The following is a 15,547-nucleotide window of genomic DNA, read 5'->3' as shown; positions in this document are numbered from 1 at the left end:
AAAATCCAGTATTTCCGAAGCTTGACTGCTAGAAATTATCCACAAAAGCATTGATCTTTTGTGTCAGATTTTCGGTTGAAGGAACCAGTGGTAAACGAAGGTTGTTCTTCACAATGTCCTTCTTTTCAAGAAGTGCTTTAATCCCTACAGGATTTCCTTCAGCAAAAATAAGATCTATTGAAGGCGCAACCTTGTAGTGCAACTCATAGGCTTCATCAACCTTTTTTTCGAGCCCCAGTTTTACCATTTTTGAAAATTGGGCAGGAAGACCCTGTGCAATTACTGAAATAACTCCGTGACCTCCCGCAAGAACCATAGGTAAAGTGATCATGTCATCTCCCGAAATTACCAGGAAGTCATTTGGAACCGCATCAATAACTTTCATGGCCTGCACCATATCTCCTGCCGCTTCTTTGATCCCGATGATATTATCTACCTGAGACAACCTCTTCACAGTTTCGGGCAGCATGTTTGAACCTGTCCTCCCGGGAACATTGTACATAATAATAGGCTTGGGAGACGCAGCTGCAACAGCTTGGTAGTGCTGAAAGATCCCTTCCTGTGAAGGCTTGTTGTAATAAGGAGATACAGAAAGCACTGCATCAAAAGCAGAAAGATCTGTATTCTTCACCTCATGGCAGACCTTTGCTGTATTGTTACCCCCAATTCCAAGTACTAATGGAAGCCGACCATTATTCTCGGAAACTATAGTTTCAATCACCAAATCTTTTTCCTGGCTGGTAAGGGTGGCGCTTTCGCCGGTAGTTCCCAACACCACCATATAATCGATCCCGTTCTCTACCTGATAATTCACCAGCTTTTTCAAAGCTTCAACATCTACAGAAAGATCATCTTTAAAAGGAGTGATAAGGGCTACTCCCGTTCCAACAAATTTGTTCATTTAACTGCTGTATTTTAAAATTGGTAAAATTTTTTTTAGTTCTGTTGTGAAAATTTTTGGCTCTGTAAGCTCTGCCGAAATATTTAGATCGAAAATGCCATTTTTGTCTACTTTCTTTCTGCCTACCTTTAGATCTGCCCGACTTACTTCAACGAGAAAGTCGGCCATTTTATTTCCTTCAGCAGTGAAAGAGATGAGTACTTCAAAAGCGGACTTTAAAAAAGTCGAAGCCTCCTCAGAAATATTTCCTTTCCAATTGAGATCTTTGATCGAAAGAGAAGGATACTCAAAAATGTCATTTTTGGCACCTGCTTTTCTGCAAATTATTATCTGGATGTCCTCTTTGGAAAAATTAAGATCTTCTTTCAGTCCTAAAAAAGCATTTAAAAGATCATCCTTTTCAGCTTCAAGAATAATTCCCATTTTTTTTAGGTTTACTTTCAGGAGCAGCTGTGGCAAGATCCTGAAATTTCTTCCTGGCAAAAGCAATCTTTATTTCCTCAATTTTCACGGCACAAAATTAGGAATTAATGTATTACCAGAAACAGGAAAAGAATGCAATCTCACTAGACAAGGTGGAGAAGCCTTAGTTTTTTCTCGGGGGTAATAAAGAACAGGAAAACCAGCTTCAATGCTGCAAATTTTATAAGTGTCCCAACAATTTCAACGCTAAGGTCTCTAAAATAGAATACTTCCATATCCCGCAAAACATCTGAAAAGATAAAGGAGAGCGTAAGACAGATAAAGAAAACAGATTTTTTAGAGAACGAATTGAGATAAAACACCAATGCCGCTATAGCAATGAAAAGAATATTTAGATAATAAAGTATGTAAAGGGAAAAAACAAAATGATTTCCCACATTTCGCTCGATCTCGATCACATGTACCCACAAAAGGTAAATATAAACGGCAATTACTCCTAAAAAGTACAGGTTCGTGAAGCGGTTACCTTTCTCGTATTCGGTATGCTTAATGGCTTCACGGGCGAGAAAGATATAACCTACCAGCCAGAAACCCAGCTTAGCCTCTTCGAAGTACCAAATTTTTTCAAAGTAAGCTACTATTGTGGCCGCCAAAGCCATTCCCAGAAACATTAGGAAATTAAAATTTTTGAAGGGGATCTTTTTCAGGTAATACAGGATGAGAGGTAGAAAGAAAAGTATTTCTCCTGTTTTTCTTAGTAGAAAGTCTTCCTGAATGATTCCAACGACATTCACAAGCATTGCCGTGATAGCCAGGGAAGAAAGAATCACCTTCTGTTTCATGGAGTTAGAAATTACCGGCAATATAAAAATTTTATGATTATAAAACTGAAATGTCAAATATTTTAAGAATTTCCTGTCCCTGTGATTTTAAAATCCCGGCAAATAACGGCTTCTCCTTCTATGAAGAGCATGCTCCACCATAGCATAAAATGCGATGACATGAAAGAATGGATAAAAGATGATTACACTAATATCGGAGATCACATACATTCTGAAAAACAGGGAAAATTCAGAAACCAACAGGGAAGCTGAAGCTAACATAAGCCATAGTGATGCATAATGTGATTTAAGAAGGTATTGTGTAAAGGTTATTGCCAGCAATAGAGTGAGGACAAGGAGATAAATGTATGTAAGGTTTTTATAAGAAGGTATCACCTGTGGCACGAGTTCGGCAATTGTGTAGAACAAAAAACCAAGAAAGCCGTACATAATGATAAGAGAAAAAATTTCTACGGGATGTGCCTTCGCTCTTGGGAAACTTGTAAGGGCATATATATAAAGGATAAGAAGACCGCCGCCAAAAAATAACAGGATTGGACCTGCATTATTGCTAAAACCATTTATCATAAACAGATCTCTTATGTAAAAGAACAAAAGGGCAATGACCATGGGCAAAAACCATTTCCTGGCCTTGTACCTATAATATAAGATGAGGACAGGAATAAGAAAAACTGTTGAGATGAGCTCCAGTAGGTCAAAATCAAATATGGAGCCTATTGTAAAAAGTACTCCCAGGAGTATAAAAAGCGACAGAACTTTTTGACTTGTCTTCAATCTTTGATGGTTAGCGAAATGAGTTTTTTCTACTTTTTCGCTGGAAAAATAAAACATTTTCTTTTAAGATTGCATATTGTTAGAAAATAATAGGTAAAAGCGATCAATATCTAAAGAAACTAAAGACTACTACATCATAAAATAAAACTTTAGTTTTGTCTACACCTCTAAAAAAATGAAACATTACGTTGTAATTCTTTGTATTCTTCTTAGCTCCTGCAAATTCAGCAGAGACTATTCTCCTACTCTTATTAAAGGCGAACAGCTGGAAATAGGTCCAGCTATAACGGCAGATGATTCTCTTGAAGCATTTATTGAACCCTATAAACACCATATAGATAAGGAAATGGAACAAGTACTTAGTTACGTTCCCTACGACCTTACTTTAAGAAATGGTGAGCTTAATACGCCAATTGGAAATTTAATGGCCGATGCTATGATGGAATTGTCTAATCCTGTCTTTAAGGAAAGGACCGGAAATGATATTGATATGGTCCTATTAAATTTTGGCGGAATAAGATCTTCCATCAGTAAAGGAAATATTACCACCAGAACAGCCTTTGAAGTTATGCCTTTTGAGAACGAAGTTGTGGTGGCAAAATTAAGTGCAGAGCAGGTAAGGGAGATGATAAGATATTTGGTCGATTCGGGTAGCGCCCACCCGGTAGCGGGGATCGAGTTACAATTGGAAAAGGATAATAGCATAGCCAAAGTTCTAATCCAGGGGGAACCTTTGCAGGATGACAGATCCTATTTCGTAGCGACAAATGATTACCTCCTGCAGGGTGGTGATAACATGGTCTTTTTTGGAAAGGCCGAAGAAGTTATCTACCTGGATTATAAGATCAGGAATCTGTTGATCGATTATTTTAAGAGTAAGGATACTATTGCACCTTTGAGAGATGACCGGTTTATTCGCCTTAAGTAGAACTTCAGCCTATTAGCTAAATAAACATTCGCTCTTCCCTTTCTTTCTCGCGAATGCATGTCATTATTTCCTGAAGTTTATCTGATGTCATTGGTTTACTAAAAATGCCAGAAATCAAAGGATATTTTTTCCTCTCCACCGAAAAATCTTCGATAGAAGAGGTTAGAACATAAATTAAAAATTTCTTTTGCACCTCTGGATCAAATTTTTGAAAATCATCTAAAAACTCCCAACCGGTTAGGGAAGGCATATTTAGATCCAGAAAAAGTATGCAAGTCTTCCTATCATTAGGAACGCATTTTTCTTTAATACATGACAAGGCTTTCTCGGGGTCATTAAAAGAAATTATAGCTGCATCGGGATCTGCCTTTTTTATATTCAGCTTACATATGATGTTACTTGTTGCATCGTCATCAACCAACACGTACTGTCGTTCTTTCTTCATCCTCCTTTGTTTTATTACATTTTTCTTTTCTAAATTCTATCAGGAATCGGGTTCCCTCATTCACTTTACTATATACTTTAATTTCCCCTCCCATTAGTTCCACCTGGGTTTTGACCATGAATAAGCCCATACCTTTACCTTCCACATGATTGTGAAATCTTTTGTAAAGACCAAAAATCTGGTTTCTTTTTTTATCCAGGTCTATGCCCATGCCATTATCACCAAATTCAAAAATGAATTTATCATGTTCCTCCCTACTCGTAATACTCAGGACAAGATCGACATCTGGACGTCTATACTTAATACTGTTAAGTATGAGATTAGAAAAAATGCTGTGCAAATAGGGTTTGGGAGCATTAAAATCAGGGACTTCAGAAAAATCGGTGATTATTTTCACCCCTTTCTGTTTTATTATTTGCTTAACCCCCAGTGTTATTGTGCGTACCAGTTCCTCCAGATCGATCTGTTCCTTCTTTTCGTGCATATCCACCTTCACCTGTAGAATGTCGTTAAGATCCTTGATCATGGAATCCAGGCGCCCAACATTGGAAATAATTTCCTGAAGAAGTTGCTGCTTTAAATCTTCGGGATAATTTTCTGTACTTATCAACTCCCCCAGCCCTATAATATTGGCGACCGGAGCTCTAAGGTTATGCGAAACTATATATGAAAACTGCTCCAGCCCTTTATTTGCTGTGACCAGTTCTTTGGTGTAATTTCTCAGGTTCCGGTTTAACTCCAGTAACTCGTTATCAGCATTTTTTCTTTCTGTTATATCGGAGGAAATTCCAATGACACCAATAAAATTTCCATTTTCATCATAAAAGGGAGAATCGGTGACCAAAGCCGGAAATTCGGTACCATCCTTACGGCGAACCATGAATTCTCCCGTCCATGCTTTTCCTTGTTCCAGGCTTTCCATGATCTTCTCTCCCAGTTCAAGGGAACCCTTTGATGGAGTTATCATTAGAATATTTTCCCCTAACACCTCTTCTTTAGTCCAGCCGTAAATTTCTGATGCAGCTTTGTTCCAATAAGTGATTGTTCCTGTAGAGTCTGTAGCAATGACTGCCTGACCGATTTTGTCAAGCAAATTGGCCTGAAACCTATTTTTGCTTTCCGCTTTGACCCTGTCTGTGATATCTATTCCTACACATTGCATTTCCCCCTCTTCATTTGAGGTATCGGCTAAATAAACCATATCCCAAAGCGTAGTTTTGACCGAATCATTTTTGCCGGGTTTGTCTATCTCCACCTGGAAGACTTCTCCGGGGTTGGAAATGCATTTTTGGCCGATCTCGGCTATACGCTCGTGGTGATAGCTCATAACAGAAGTCATGGAATCCTCTCCAATCAATTCTCCTTTCCCGTAAATCCAGCTAAATTCTTTTAAAAACTTATCATTGCAATAGGAGTAATTCCCCTCCAGATCAATCCTTACTACGTAATTTGTTTGCGACTGAATAATTCCTTTATGTCGGGCTTCACTGCGTATTAGCTTTTGCATTGCTTCTTTGCGATCTGTAATATCCTGGACAGCACCCACCATTCGAACTGCTTTACCAGTCTCATCTCTAATAATGGTACCTTTTTCCAACACATGGGCGTATTCTCCATTCAATTTGCGATAGCGGTATTCTGCCTGCCAGAAGTTGTTTTTTCCATCCAGTTCCCTGGAAAGATCAGAAAGAATTTGACTGTCTTCCGGATGTACATTTGAAGCCCAGGAAGAAAAACTAACCGGGGTCGAATCGAGGCAATAACCAAAGAGCTTACTGTAGTTGTTGCTCCAAAGGATCTCTCCGGTGACACAATTCCAATCATAAATAGCATCTGAAGTTGCTTTTGTTACCAACTCATAACGATGATTGCTTTCAACCAAAGATCTTTCCACCTTAACCCTGTCGGTTATATCTATTCCAACTCCCTGTACTTCCATGGGATTACCTTCGGCGTCTGCCAGACAAATGAAATCCCAAAAAGTATATTTTTCGCCACCTTCTTTTTGCAACTTTTCTACTTCTACCTGTACCACTGAATTAGGCTGTGATACACATTTTTGAAAAGCTTCTTTTACTTTAGCATGACAGGATTCTTTAACCGAGCTCAGTGCCAACTTTCCAATAGGATTGTTGTCCTCAAATATCCAATTGAAATCCTCAAAGAATTTGTCGTTGCAAAAAGTATACTTACCATCCAAGTCCACCCTTATCAGGTAGTTAGTTTGTGACTTTAGAATTCCACGAATACGGGCTTCACTGGTAATAAGTTTTTGACGATTCAATTTCTCATCGGTAATATCCTGTACGGTACCTTCAAATATTCTTTTGCCCGATTCTGTGAACTTCAATGCTCCTCTCTCGTGAACCCATTTAATGCTCCCATCGGGAAGAACTATCCGATGCTCAAAATCGAGATTGCGAAGACCTGCCATAGCAGACGAATTCTCACTTAAAAACCTATCCAGATCTTTTGGATGAATTGTCTTCAGCAAAAGACTGTACGTGGGCGAAAAATTTATTTTATTCCTACCCCATATTCTATATACCTCCTCTGTCCAGAAAATACTGTAATTCTCCAGGTCCTGCTCCCAATATCCCAGTTTCGCAATTCGCTGCGCTGTTTGTAGTTTTTCACTTTGCACTCGTAACTCCCTAAGAACAGCTTCTTTTTCCTCCTCTGCTTTTGCTTTGTGTGAAAGATCCCTTAGAATCATGGAAGTTCTTTTCTCCCCACATGCAGTAAGGAAGACAGAAGAGGTCACCTCTACCGGGAATTTAACTCCATCCTTTCGAATAAATGTCACTTCAGCCTTTACGTGTCCTTTCTCCTGGCGCTTCTTTATTGCGGTGCGCACTCTTTGATCCTCAGGATCTACAATACCAAATCTTCCTGCCTCACATATCTCTTCCTCGGTCATTTGCAGCATACCACAAGCCGCGGGATTGGCGGCTAAAATGCGCCCATCTGTTACAGTTATAAGAATACCATCCAGACTATTTTCAAAAAATGACCTGTATTTTTCCTCACTTTCCTTTATGGCCAACTCTGCCTTTTTGTAACAGGAAATGTCTCTAAAATTAACGACCATTCCCTTAACTGCCGGTTCATCAAGAAGATTTGTAAAGGTAGCTTCCAGCCAAAGATAACTTCCCGCCTTAGCTTTTATTCTAACAGGAAATCCGGAAAGAGGTTTCCCCGGCATTTCTAAACAAGCAAGAATACCTTCTTCTACGGCATATTGATCTTCAGGATAGATTAGGGAATAAAAATTGAGCTCTTTTGCCTCGTCCTCTGAATAACCAAGGATCTTTTCGGCAGAAGGAGAAATATAAGAATTCCGTCCATCAGGATTAAGGATTAAAATGGCATCAGCACTATTCTCAATAAGGCTTTTGAATTTTCGATCATTAAGAACTAACCGGGCCTCTAAGCTTTCTCTTTCCGCCTTAAAAGAATATTTTTTCATGATCTTCCTTACAGAGACCGGTAAACGCCCCGGTCTGTCTATAAAAACGTAATCATCCAGACCTTCTGACAAAAGATCTATAACCTGATGTTCTGATACTGAGTCAATGAGTAAAATAAACGGTAAATCAAGTTTACGCTGTTTTATCACTTCAAGGGCGGCTACTGTATAATTAAAATTACTGGTGTGATCTACCAGAACAACATCGGGTACCTTTCTTGCAACTGCATTTCCAAATTCGGTTATTGTGTTTACCAATGTTCTTTCGCCGGAATTCTTCTCTTCTCCATATAGCTGCCTAAGGAGGCCCTCTCCCTTCTCTATTTCAGAAGTAAAATAAAGGAGCCTGATTTTTTCTGTAGTTAACTTCATATCCGACAAAGTGTAAGTATTTATCGATAAACGACTCAATTTCGAGGTAAATATAAGATTTTCAGATTTATATTAACATTTTTTTAGGAAAAAATAATTTTCTTCTTTTTCTAAAATTTTTCCACTGAAAAGTCATCCTCTAAAATTCAAATTGTACGTAAAACCTCCAGGAAAACTTTACTTTTGTTGTTGATCACACATTTAGAAGTTTTCGCTGGGGTATAACTAAAGGCAAAAAAAAAGAATGAAAAGAAGGAGTTTCATAAAGAAAACAGCAGCTGCAGGAGCAGTTGCAGGAGTAAGTAGCCTGGGTCTCATGTCATTTTCCCCTGAAAGGAACCTAAAACATATTACTATTCTGCATACAAATGATGTACACAGCCACATAGAACCCTTTGCAAAAGATCACGCCCAGTACCCCGGAATGGGAGGTGCAGCAAAAAGATATACCCTAATCGAACAAATAAGAAAAGAAAACCCTAACACCTTATTACTTGACGCCGGAGATATTTTTCAGGGAACGCCTTATTTCAACTTTTACGGGGGAGAACTGGAGTTCAAGATTATGAGTAAGATGGGATATGATGCCGCAACTATCGGGAATCATGATTTTGACAATGGAATAGAGGGTTTATTTGCGCAACTGCCACATGCCGAATTTCCATTTGTTAGTGCCAATTATAACTTTAAAAACACTGTACTTGAGGGAAAGGTAAGGCCTTACCAGGTCTTTTTGAGGGACGGAATACGAATAGGAGTATTCGGTTTAGGAATTGAGTTGGACGGCCTGGTCACCAAAAAGTTATATAAAGAAACCGAATATCTCGATCCCGTGGAGATGGCTTCAGAAACAGTAAACCAGCTCAAAAAGACTGAGAAATGTCATCTTATTATTTGTCTTTCTCATTTGGGATATGAATACCGGGATGATATGATCAGCGATGTAAAACTGGCAAAGGCCACAAAAGATATTGATCTCATCATTGGCGGACACACCCACACCTTTCTCCCTGAACCCTCCATTATCCTGAACAAAGAAGGAAAAAAGGTGCTGATCAATCAGGTAGGATGGGCCGGTGTCAATTTAGGCAGAATAGATTTCTACCTGGATGCTTCAGGAAAATCAAATGCCGGTGGCGCAACAATTCTGGTTTGATATTTATTTAGGAGAAAATTAAATACTATTGGACTTTTCCCCTGCCCCTTCTACTGTGAAGTCTAAAAGTTTTAGCGTAATTTAGATAAATAACCTGCGTAAGCAGCTCACTCCCCCCGGTTACTGCTATCCAATTTTTGCAGACATTCATATGGGGAGATCTTTACTATATTATCTTATAACAATTCTTTTCGTCCTGCCTTCCGGAATAATCTATTCTCAGAAGAAGGAATCAATTAAAGTTGGTGTCTATAATAACTCTCCAAAGATCTATGTGAATAAAGAAGGTAAACCGGATGGAATCTTTGTCGCAATTCTTGAACGAATAGCCGAAGAAGAAAACCTGGAGTTGAAATATGTTATTGGGGAATGGCATGAACTAATGTCTATGCTTCAAGAAGCTGAAATCGACATGCTCCCCGATCTCGCTTATTCGCCAGAACGAGATTCTTTATTCAGTTTAAACTCAGTTCCTGTTTTGACTTCCTGGCTGGAGGTGTTTAGCCTTAAAAATAACACTATTCATACTGTCAAAAACATGAACGGCAAGAACATAGGGGTACTTGCAGGCTCAATACAAGAGGCGCTCCTAAAAGGTGACTTTGATAAAAGTTTTCCAATGGATTACAATTTGAAGTCTTACGAGGATTATCCGCGCTCAACAGAGGCTTTAAAAAGTGGTGAGATCGACCTTCTGGTTGCCTCCAGGTTCTTTTCATTTTCTGAACATTTTGATGATAAAATAATTTCTACAGGTATTATTTTAAGACCTTCTGAATTACACCTCGCCTTTTCAAAAAACACTGATCCTCTTCTCATAAATCGCTTTGACCGCCAGCTCGCCGCGATGAAGAATGATCCCCGGTCTGATTATTATATGATCCTGCAAACTCATCTCGATCCTGTGATGAAGCCTCCTCAATCCCGTCACTTCTTATGGTTACTGGCAGTACTCTTCATAGTACTTCTTATCGTCACTCTGTTTGCATTTCTACTTAAATATCAGGTAGATCTTAAGACGCGGGCTTTATGGAGACGCAACAGGCAACTTACAAAGGCAAAGGAGAAAGCGGAAGAAAATGAACGCTTAAAAACCATATTTCTTCAGAACATGTCTCATGAGATCCGTACTCCCATGAACGGGATCATTGGTTTTTTGAGTTTATTGAAAGAACCGGATCTGGATTCCGCCTCAAGAGAGAAATACATTGATATTGTGAACAAAAGTGGAAAGCGACTGCTTACCACCATCAATAATATTATAGAGATCTCAAAGATCGACACGAGACAGATAGAGGTGCGGCATACGAATGTGGATCTCAATGAAGTGATGAATTTTTACTACAATTTCTTCATTCGGCAGGCAAAAGAAAAAGGTTTGGAGCTGCATCTCACCTGTAAATTACCACCCGGAAAGGAACATGTATTGACAGATAAGTTCATCCTGGACAACATACTCACCAACTTGATCAACAACGCTCTAAAGTTCACGAATGAGGGAATTGTAGAGCTCGGAGTAGATCTCAAGGGTAATTTTGTCAAATTCTGGATCAAAGATTCGGGAATAGGTATTCCGGTGGAGCGTCAAAAAGCCATTTTTGAGAGGTTTGTTCAGGCGAATTTGAACATGACCCGCGCCCACGAAGGGTCCGGCCTTGGCCTGGCTATTGTCAAAGCTTATGTAGAAATATTAAATGGAAAGATCTGGCTGGAGTCTGAAGAAGGTAAAGGCAGCACTTTTTATTTTGAGATCCCTTATATTCCGGCGGAAGTAGAACCACCTGAAGAAGTCGAGCCGCTACAGGAGCAATTTGAAGGGGAGCACCTGAAGGTTCTCGTTGCTGAAGATGATAATATCAGCTTTCTGTTCATTCAGCAATTATTAAATTTGCAGGAAGTAGAGGTACTTCGCGCTACAGATGGACGGCAGGTGATCGAAATGGCTCGCAATAATCCTGATATTTCCCTTATCTTAATGGATATAAAAATGCCTGAAATAAATGGGATCGAAGCCACACGGGAAATAAGAAAGTTCAATCCTTCTGTTCCAATTATAGCCCAGAGTGCCTATACCTTCTCTAATGAACAGGATAAGGCCATGGAAGCTGGATGTAACGGCTATATTACTAAACCTATAAACAAGAGCGATTTGCTCAAGCTTATTAAGCAATACACCCATCATTAATCAAGGATCCTCATCCAGATCTCTCTTTCCTAAATGATTTTTAAAAATATCTTAAAAAGTGTATGATATAAATCATAATTCAGCAGCTATTCCCGGGGTACATTTGCCCAGTAATAATAATATGGAGATCTGATAATGAAGAATATGGCACACCTGTGAATGAGTTGTTCTTAACAAAAAGAATGTTTACGAAAAGTCAAACCTTGGTTAAACTGGAAACAGGCAGCAGCAGCTAGAGATCAGATACCTATTTTTGAACGGACTTTACTACAGGTCCAGGAAATGTGTAGCTAAAATACTTGATCATGATTAAAAAAATTGTGCAGGAAAATCTTAACCGAATGTGTTTTCAACAAAAATCGCTGTTTACCATCTTCCTTATATTGATGATCATTCTCGGGGGGATCCTTTCCACAGATTTTTAGCTAGTCTATCATCTTGAGAAATTTCTTCTCATCGATGATGGGGATCTGCAAACTTTCTGCCTTAGCCAGTTTGCTCGGGCCCATGTTTTCTCCTGCCACAACATAGCTTGTTTTAGAAGAAATAGAACCTGAAACTTTCCCGCCATTATCCTCTATAAGTTTCTTAAGGTCATTTCGCGACATCTCAAATACTCCCGAAACTACAAAGGTCTGTCCTTCCAGTTTATTGGTTTGATTGGCTAGTTTCTCTGCAGATATCTCCAACTGCAATCCGTACTCTTTCAGTCGCTCGACATTTCTTACATTCTCTTCGTCCCGGAAAAAATCGACCACACTTTCGGCTATTCTTTCTCCTATTTCATCGACATTTTCAAGCTCCTCCTTTTTTGCCCTTTTAAGAGCATCAATATTTTTAAATTCTTTTGCGAGTTTTTTAGCTACAGTTTCACCCACATATCTAATTCCGAGAGCAAAGAGTACGCGCTCAAAAGGGATCTGCTTTGAATTTTCGATCCCGTTGATCAAATTTTCAGCAGATTTTTCAGCCATACGCTCCAGTGGCAGAACCTGTTCCTTTTTCAATTCATAAAGGTCGGCGTAGTTTCCAATTAGCCCTTCATTGACCAACAAAGCAACCGTTTCGCCTCCCAGGCCTTCGATATCCATTGCCTTTCTGGAAATAAAATGCTGAATCCTCCCAATGATCTGTGGAGGGCAACCATTAAAATTGGGGCAATAATGCTGCGCCTCTCCTTCATTCCTAACCAGTTCTGTATCACATTCAGGGCAGTTCGTAATGTAATGAGTAGCTTCAGATTGCGGGTCACGTTTGGTAAAATCTACACCCACGATCTTTGGAATGATCTCCCCTCCTTTTTCCACATAAACCTCATCACCTTCGCGAACATCAAGCTTTTCAATTTGATCGGCGTTGTGAAGGGAAGCTCTTTTCACTGTTGTTCCTCCCAACTGTACCGGCTCAAGGTTTGCAACCGGAGTAATTGCCCCTGTACGCCCCACCTGATATGTTATCTTATTAAGTTTTGTCGAAACCTGCTCTGCTTTGAATTTATATGCCATGGCCCACCGGGGAGCTTTAGCTGTGTAACCCAGCTCCTCCTGCTGATGCAAGCTGTTCACCTTCACCACAACTCCATCGGTCTCGTAAGGCAGATCATGCCGGTGCACATCCCAGTAATTGACAAAATCCATCACTTCCTTCAGGTTTTTAGCAAGTTTAGCCTCGTCCGGAACTTTGAAACCCCATTCTCTAGCCTTCTGAAGGCTTTCATACTGAGTCTCAATTCCTAAATTATTTCCTGCCAGGTTGTACAATAAGCAATCCAGTGGTCTTTTTGCAACCTCGGCACTGTCCTGTAACTTCAGACTACCTGAAGCTGTGTTCCGCGGATTTGCATATGGCTCCTCCCCTGCTTCTACACGAGCTGCATTGAGGTGCGCGAAGCCCTCATAAGGAAGAACGATCTCTCCCCTTATCTCAAATTTTTCAGGGTAATCTCCTTTTAATTTTAAAGGAACTGAGCGTATTGTCCGAACATTATTAGTGACATCATCTCCCTGAATTCCGTCCCCGCGGGTAACCGCCTGCTTAAATTGCCCTTTTTCGTAGGTAAGACTTATGGAAGCTCCATCATACTTGAGCTCACAGGTAAAATTCACTTCTCCATCAACCTGCTTGATGATCCTTTTTTCCCAGTTTTCCAGGTCCTCTTTTGAATACGAATTATCCAGAGAATACATCCTGTGTTCATGAACAACAGTGGCAAAATTCTTTGTCACGGCACCTCCAACCCTTAGCGTTGGGGAATTCTCGTCATGAAATTCCGGATGCTTTTCCTCAAGCTCCTGAAGTTCCTTCAGCTTTTGATCGAATTCATAGTCCGAGATCTCCGGCTTGTCCAGTACGTAATAAAGATGATTATGATGGTGAAGCTCTTTTCTTAGAGCAATGATCTTTTCTTCCGGTTTCATAGAAGTTCAAGTCTTTCGTTTTTGAATACAGCTCCAAAAAGGGCCTTTTCAACAGATATTTTTATTTCGAATGGAGAGGCAAAAGCTTCATCGCCGGTAGGGATCCAGTCTTTTTGGTCTTTATTGATAATTATGAAAAGTCCCTCATCATCTCCCACTGCACAAAAGCGCTCATAATCTCCGGAATATTTTTCAAGTCCGAAATTTTGGTTTAGAAAAGAGAATTTTTCTTTAACATCATTAGTAGCAAGGCCTACCTCACTTATGCCGAGAATTTCTTCTGAAGAAAATTCTCCGGTTTGAGTAGGATAAAGATCTCTTCTGGAAATGAACTCCAGAATATTTTTATCGGCATCGTAGAAATATAGGGACTTTGCCTTCCAGGCGGGAAAATCAATAATCTTATCTCCTTCATTTTTCAAAATTGACATCTTTTGTTCAAGCCATTCCAGTGCAGGGTTTTCCCGGTGCGGCGGAATGTGAAAAGCAAGGTGATAAGGAGTAGCATCTTTACTTTCTTCAATTTCCAATTCTGAAAAGCCAATGTGCACCCTGAAAGTATTCTCACCGACTTCTTTTACAGGCAGCTCCAGTACATCCCGGTAAAATGTCTTTTGCTCTTCAATATTTTGACTAAAGATCTTGAGATATTCTATTTTCATGCTTTTACACCTTTGAGCATACGTTCTGCCCCGAAAATATCCTTTTTTAAGGTGGTTTGGAAATTTTTTAGCTTTAAAAGTGCCTCGGTTTCTTTTCCCAGGTATTGGTTGATCTCGAAATATAGATTCCCCCCGACAGGTAAATTGTCCCAGGCAAGAGCTATGATCTTCCTGTAAAATAAAAGCGGATCTTCATCTTTGACATACAGAGCTGTTTCCGGCTCATGTTCCAGGACATTCCGCTGCATGTATTCTTTCTCCAGCTCTCTTACGTAGGGCGGATTCGATACTATCACATCAAACCTCTTCGGAAAATTTTCAATTGCAAGAACATCCAGCTCCAAAAATTGAATTTCGACCTCATTCTTTTCCGCATTAGTCTTTGCCACTTTAAGAGCTCCGGGAGAAATGTCTATGGCTGTTACTTTGGCTTCCGGAAGATGTTTTGCCAGGGCAATAGCAATACAGCCACTCCCCGTCCCAATATCAAGGATATTCACCTTTTTCCCCTTAAGATCCTGTAGCATCCATTCTACCAGTTCTTCGGTCTCCGGCCGCGGAATAAGCACATCCCGATTCACCTGAAAACTGAGTCCGAAAAATTCTGTGTGGCCGGTGATGTACTGAATTGGTTCATGGTGTTTTAGCCGCTGCAAAGCAGTAGTCAACATTTCCACTTCTTTATCGGATAATTCGCCATCGGGTTCTAAAGCAATATTCAGCCTTGACAGACCTAACTTTTCCTCCGTAAGAATATAAAAAAAAGAGCCGATCTCCTCCTTCGAATATTCCCCGGCTAAGGTGTCAAAAAAGTGATTTTTAAAGGCTGTTATTTTCATGCAGCTGTAAGAACTTTCAATAATTTTTTTCCATTTTTTTCACAAAAAGCTCTAAAGAAAAAAAGAAGAACACCAGGAAATCTTCTTCAATCATTTCCCGCAAATTTTCCATTATACCTCCTAAATCCCCCTAA

General features: G+C 39.7%; 12 protein-coding genes. 3 read left to right on the top strand and 9 right to left on the bottom strand.

The genetic code is table 11. The features are described from left to right. Positions 1 to 28 precede the first annotated feature (28 nt). From dapA to ACXYMT_RS08275, 4 genes are all read right to left on the bottom strand, one after another. Positions 29 to 901 carry a 4-hydroxy-tetrahydrodipicolinate synthase gene (dapA, locus tag ACXYMT_RS08290; RefSeq protein WP_459058611.1) on the bottom strand — a complete coding sequence of 291 codons (873 nt, stop codon included), beginning with the start codon at positions 899 to 901 and terminating at the stop codon, positions 29 to 31. Beyond that, on the bottom strand, positions 902 to 1,324 hold the full coding sequence (locus ACXYMT_RS08285) for a DUF6913 domain-containing protein (RefSeq protein WP_459058610.1): 423 nt from the start codon (positions 1,322 to 1,324) through the stop codon (positions 902 to 904). Positions 1,325 to 1,467: 143 nt separating this feature from the next. Beyond that, positions 1,468 to 2,166 carry a hypothetical protein gene (locus tag ACXYMT_RS08280; protein WP_459058609.1) on the bottom strand — a complete coding sequence of 233 codons (699 nt, stop codon included), beginning with the start codon at positions 2,164 to 2,166 and terminating at the stop codon, positions 1,468 to 1,470. 87 nt (positions 2,167 to 2,253) lie between these two features. Continuing rightward, complete coding sequence (locus tag ACXYMT_RS08275) at positions 2,254 to 2,940, bottom strand: hypothetical protein (RefSeq protein WP_459058608.1); 687 nt, start codon at positions 2,938 to 2,940, stop codon at positions 2,254 to 2,256. 175 nt (positions 2,941 to 3,115) lie between these two features. Between ACXYMT_RS08275 and ACXYMT_RS08270 the strand changes: the two genes are divergently transcribed. Next, positions 3,116 to 3,868, top strand: a complete 753-nt coding sequence (locus tag ACXYMT_RS08270; protein ID WP_459058607.1) for a 5'-nucleotidase C-terminal domain-containing protein — start codon at positions 3,116 to 3,118, stop codon at positions 3,866 to 3,868. Positions 3,869 to 3,884: 16 nt separating this feature from the next. On the opposite strand, the gene ACXYMT_RS08265 is transcribed toward ACXYMT_RS08270, so the two are convergent. Together ACXYMT_RS08265 and ACXYMT_RS08260 are read right to left on the bottom strand one after the other, a co-directional pair. Then, a complete protein-coding gene (locus ACXYMT_RS08265; RefSeq protein ID WP_459058606.1) occupies positions 3,885 to 4,313 on the bottom strand; it encodes a response regulator in 429 nt (142 codons plus the stop codon). Next, complete coding sequence (locus tag ACXYMT_RS08260; protein WP_459058605.1) at positions 4,282 to 8,154, bottom strand: PAS domain-containing sensor histidine kinase; 3,873 nt, start codon at positions 8,152 to 8,154, stop codon at positions 4,282 to 4,284. The genes ACXYMT_RS08265 and ACXYMT_RS08260 overlap by 32 nt, the downstream gene beginning before the upstream one ends. A gap of 244 nt (positions 8,155 to 8,398) precedes the next feature. On the opposite strand from ACXYMT_RS08260, the gene ACXYMT_RS08255 reads away from it, so the two are divergent. Beyond that, positions 8,399 to 9,310, top strand: a complete 912-nt coding sequence (locus ACXYMT_RS08255; protein ID WP_459058604.1) for a bifunctional metallophosphatase/5'-nucleotidase — start codon at positions 8,399 to 8,401, stop codon at positions 9,308 to 9,310. Between the two features lie 151 nt (positions 9,311 to 9,461). Next, a complete protein-coding gene (locus tag ACXYMT_RS08250) occupies positions 9,462 to 11,495 on the top strand; it encodes a response regulator (protein ID WP_459058603.1) in 2,034 nt (677 codons plus the stop codon). A gap of 425 nt (positions 11,496 to 11,920) precedes the next feature. On the opposite strand, the gene ligA is transcribed toward ACXYMT_RS08250, so the two are convergent. From ligA to prmC, 3 genes are read right to left on the bottom strand one after another with little or no spacing between them, the layout of a single operon-like run. After that, entirely contained in the window at positions 11,921 to 13,912 is a 1,992-nt protein-coding gene (ligA, locus tag ACXYMT_RS08245) for an NAD-dependent DNA ligase LigA (RefSeq protein ID WP_459058602.1), read from the bottom strand. After that, positions 13,909 to 14,574: a VOC family protein gene (locus ACXYMT_RS08240; RefSeq protein ID WP_459058601.1), complete on the bottom strand. Its 666-nt coding sequence runs from the start codon at positions 14,572 to 14,574 to the stop codon at positions 13,909 to 13,911. The genes ligA and ACXYMT_RS08240 overlap by 4 nt, the downstream gene beginning before the upstream one ends. Then, positions 14,571 to 15,413 (bottom strand): peptide chain release factor N(5)-glutamine methyltransferase, encoded by an 843-nt coding sequence (gene prmC / locus ACXYMT_RS08235; RefSeq protein ID WP_459058600.1) that lies wholly within the window; start codon positions 15,411 to 15,413, stop codon positions 14,571 to 14,573. Before prmC ends, ACXYMT_RS08240 begins: the two co-directional genes overlap by 4 nt. Between the last annotated feature and the right edge of the window lie 134 nt (positions 15,414 to 15,547).

The organism is Salinimicrobium sp. CAU 1759 (genome assembly GCF_054482715.1).
This window is presented reverse-complemented; position numbering and strand designations above follow the sequence as displayed.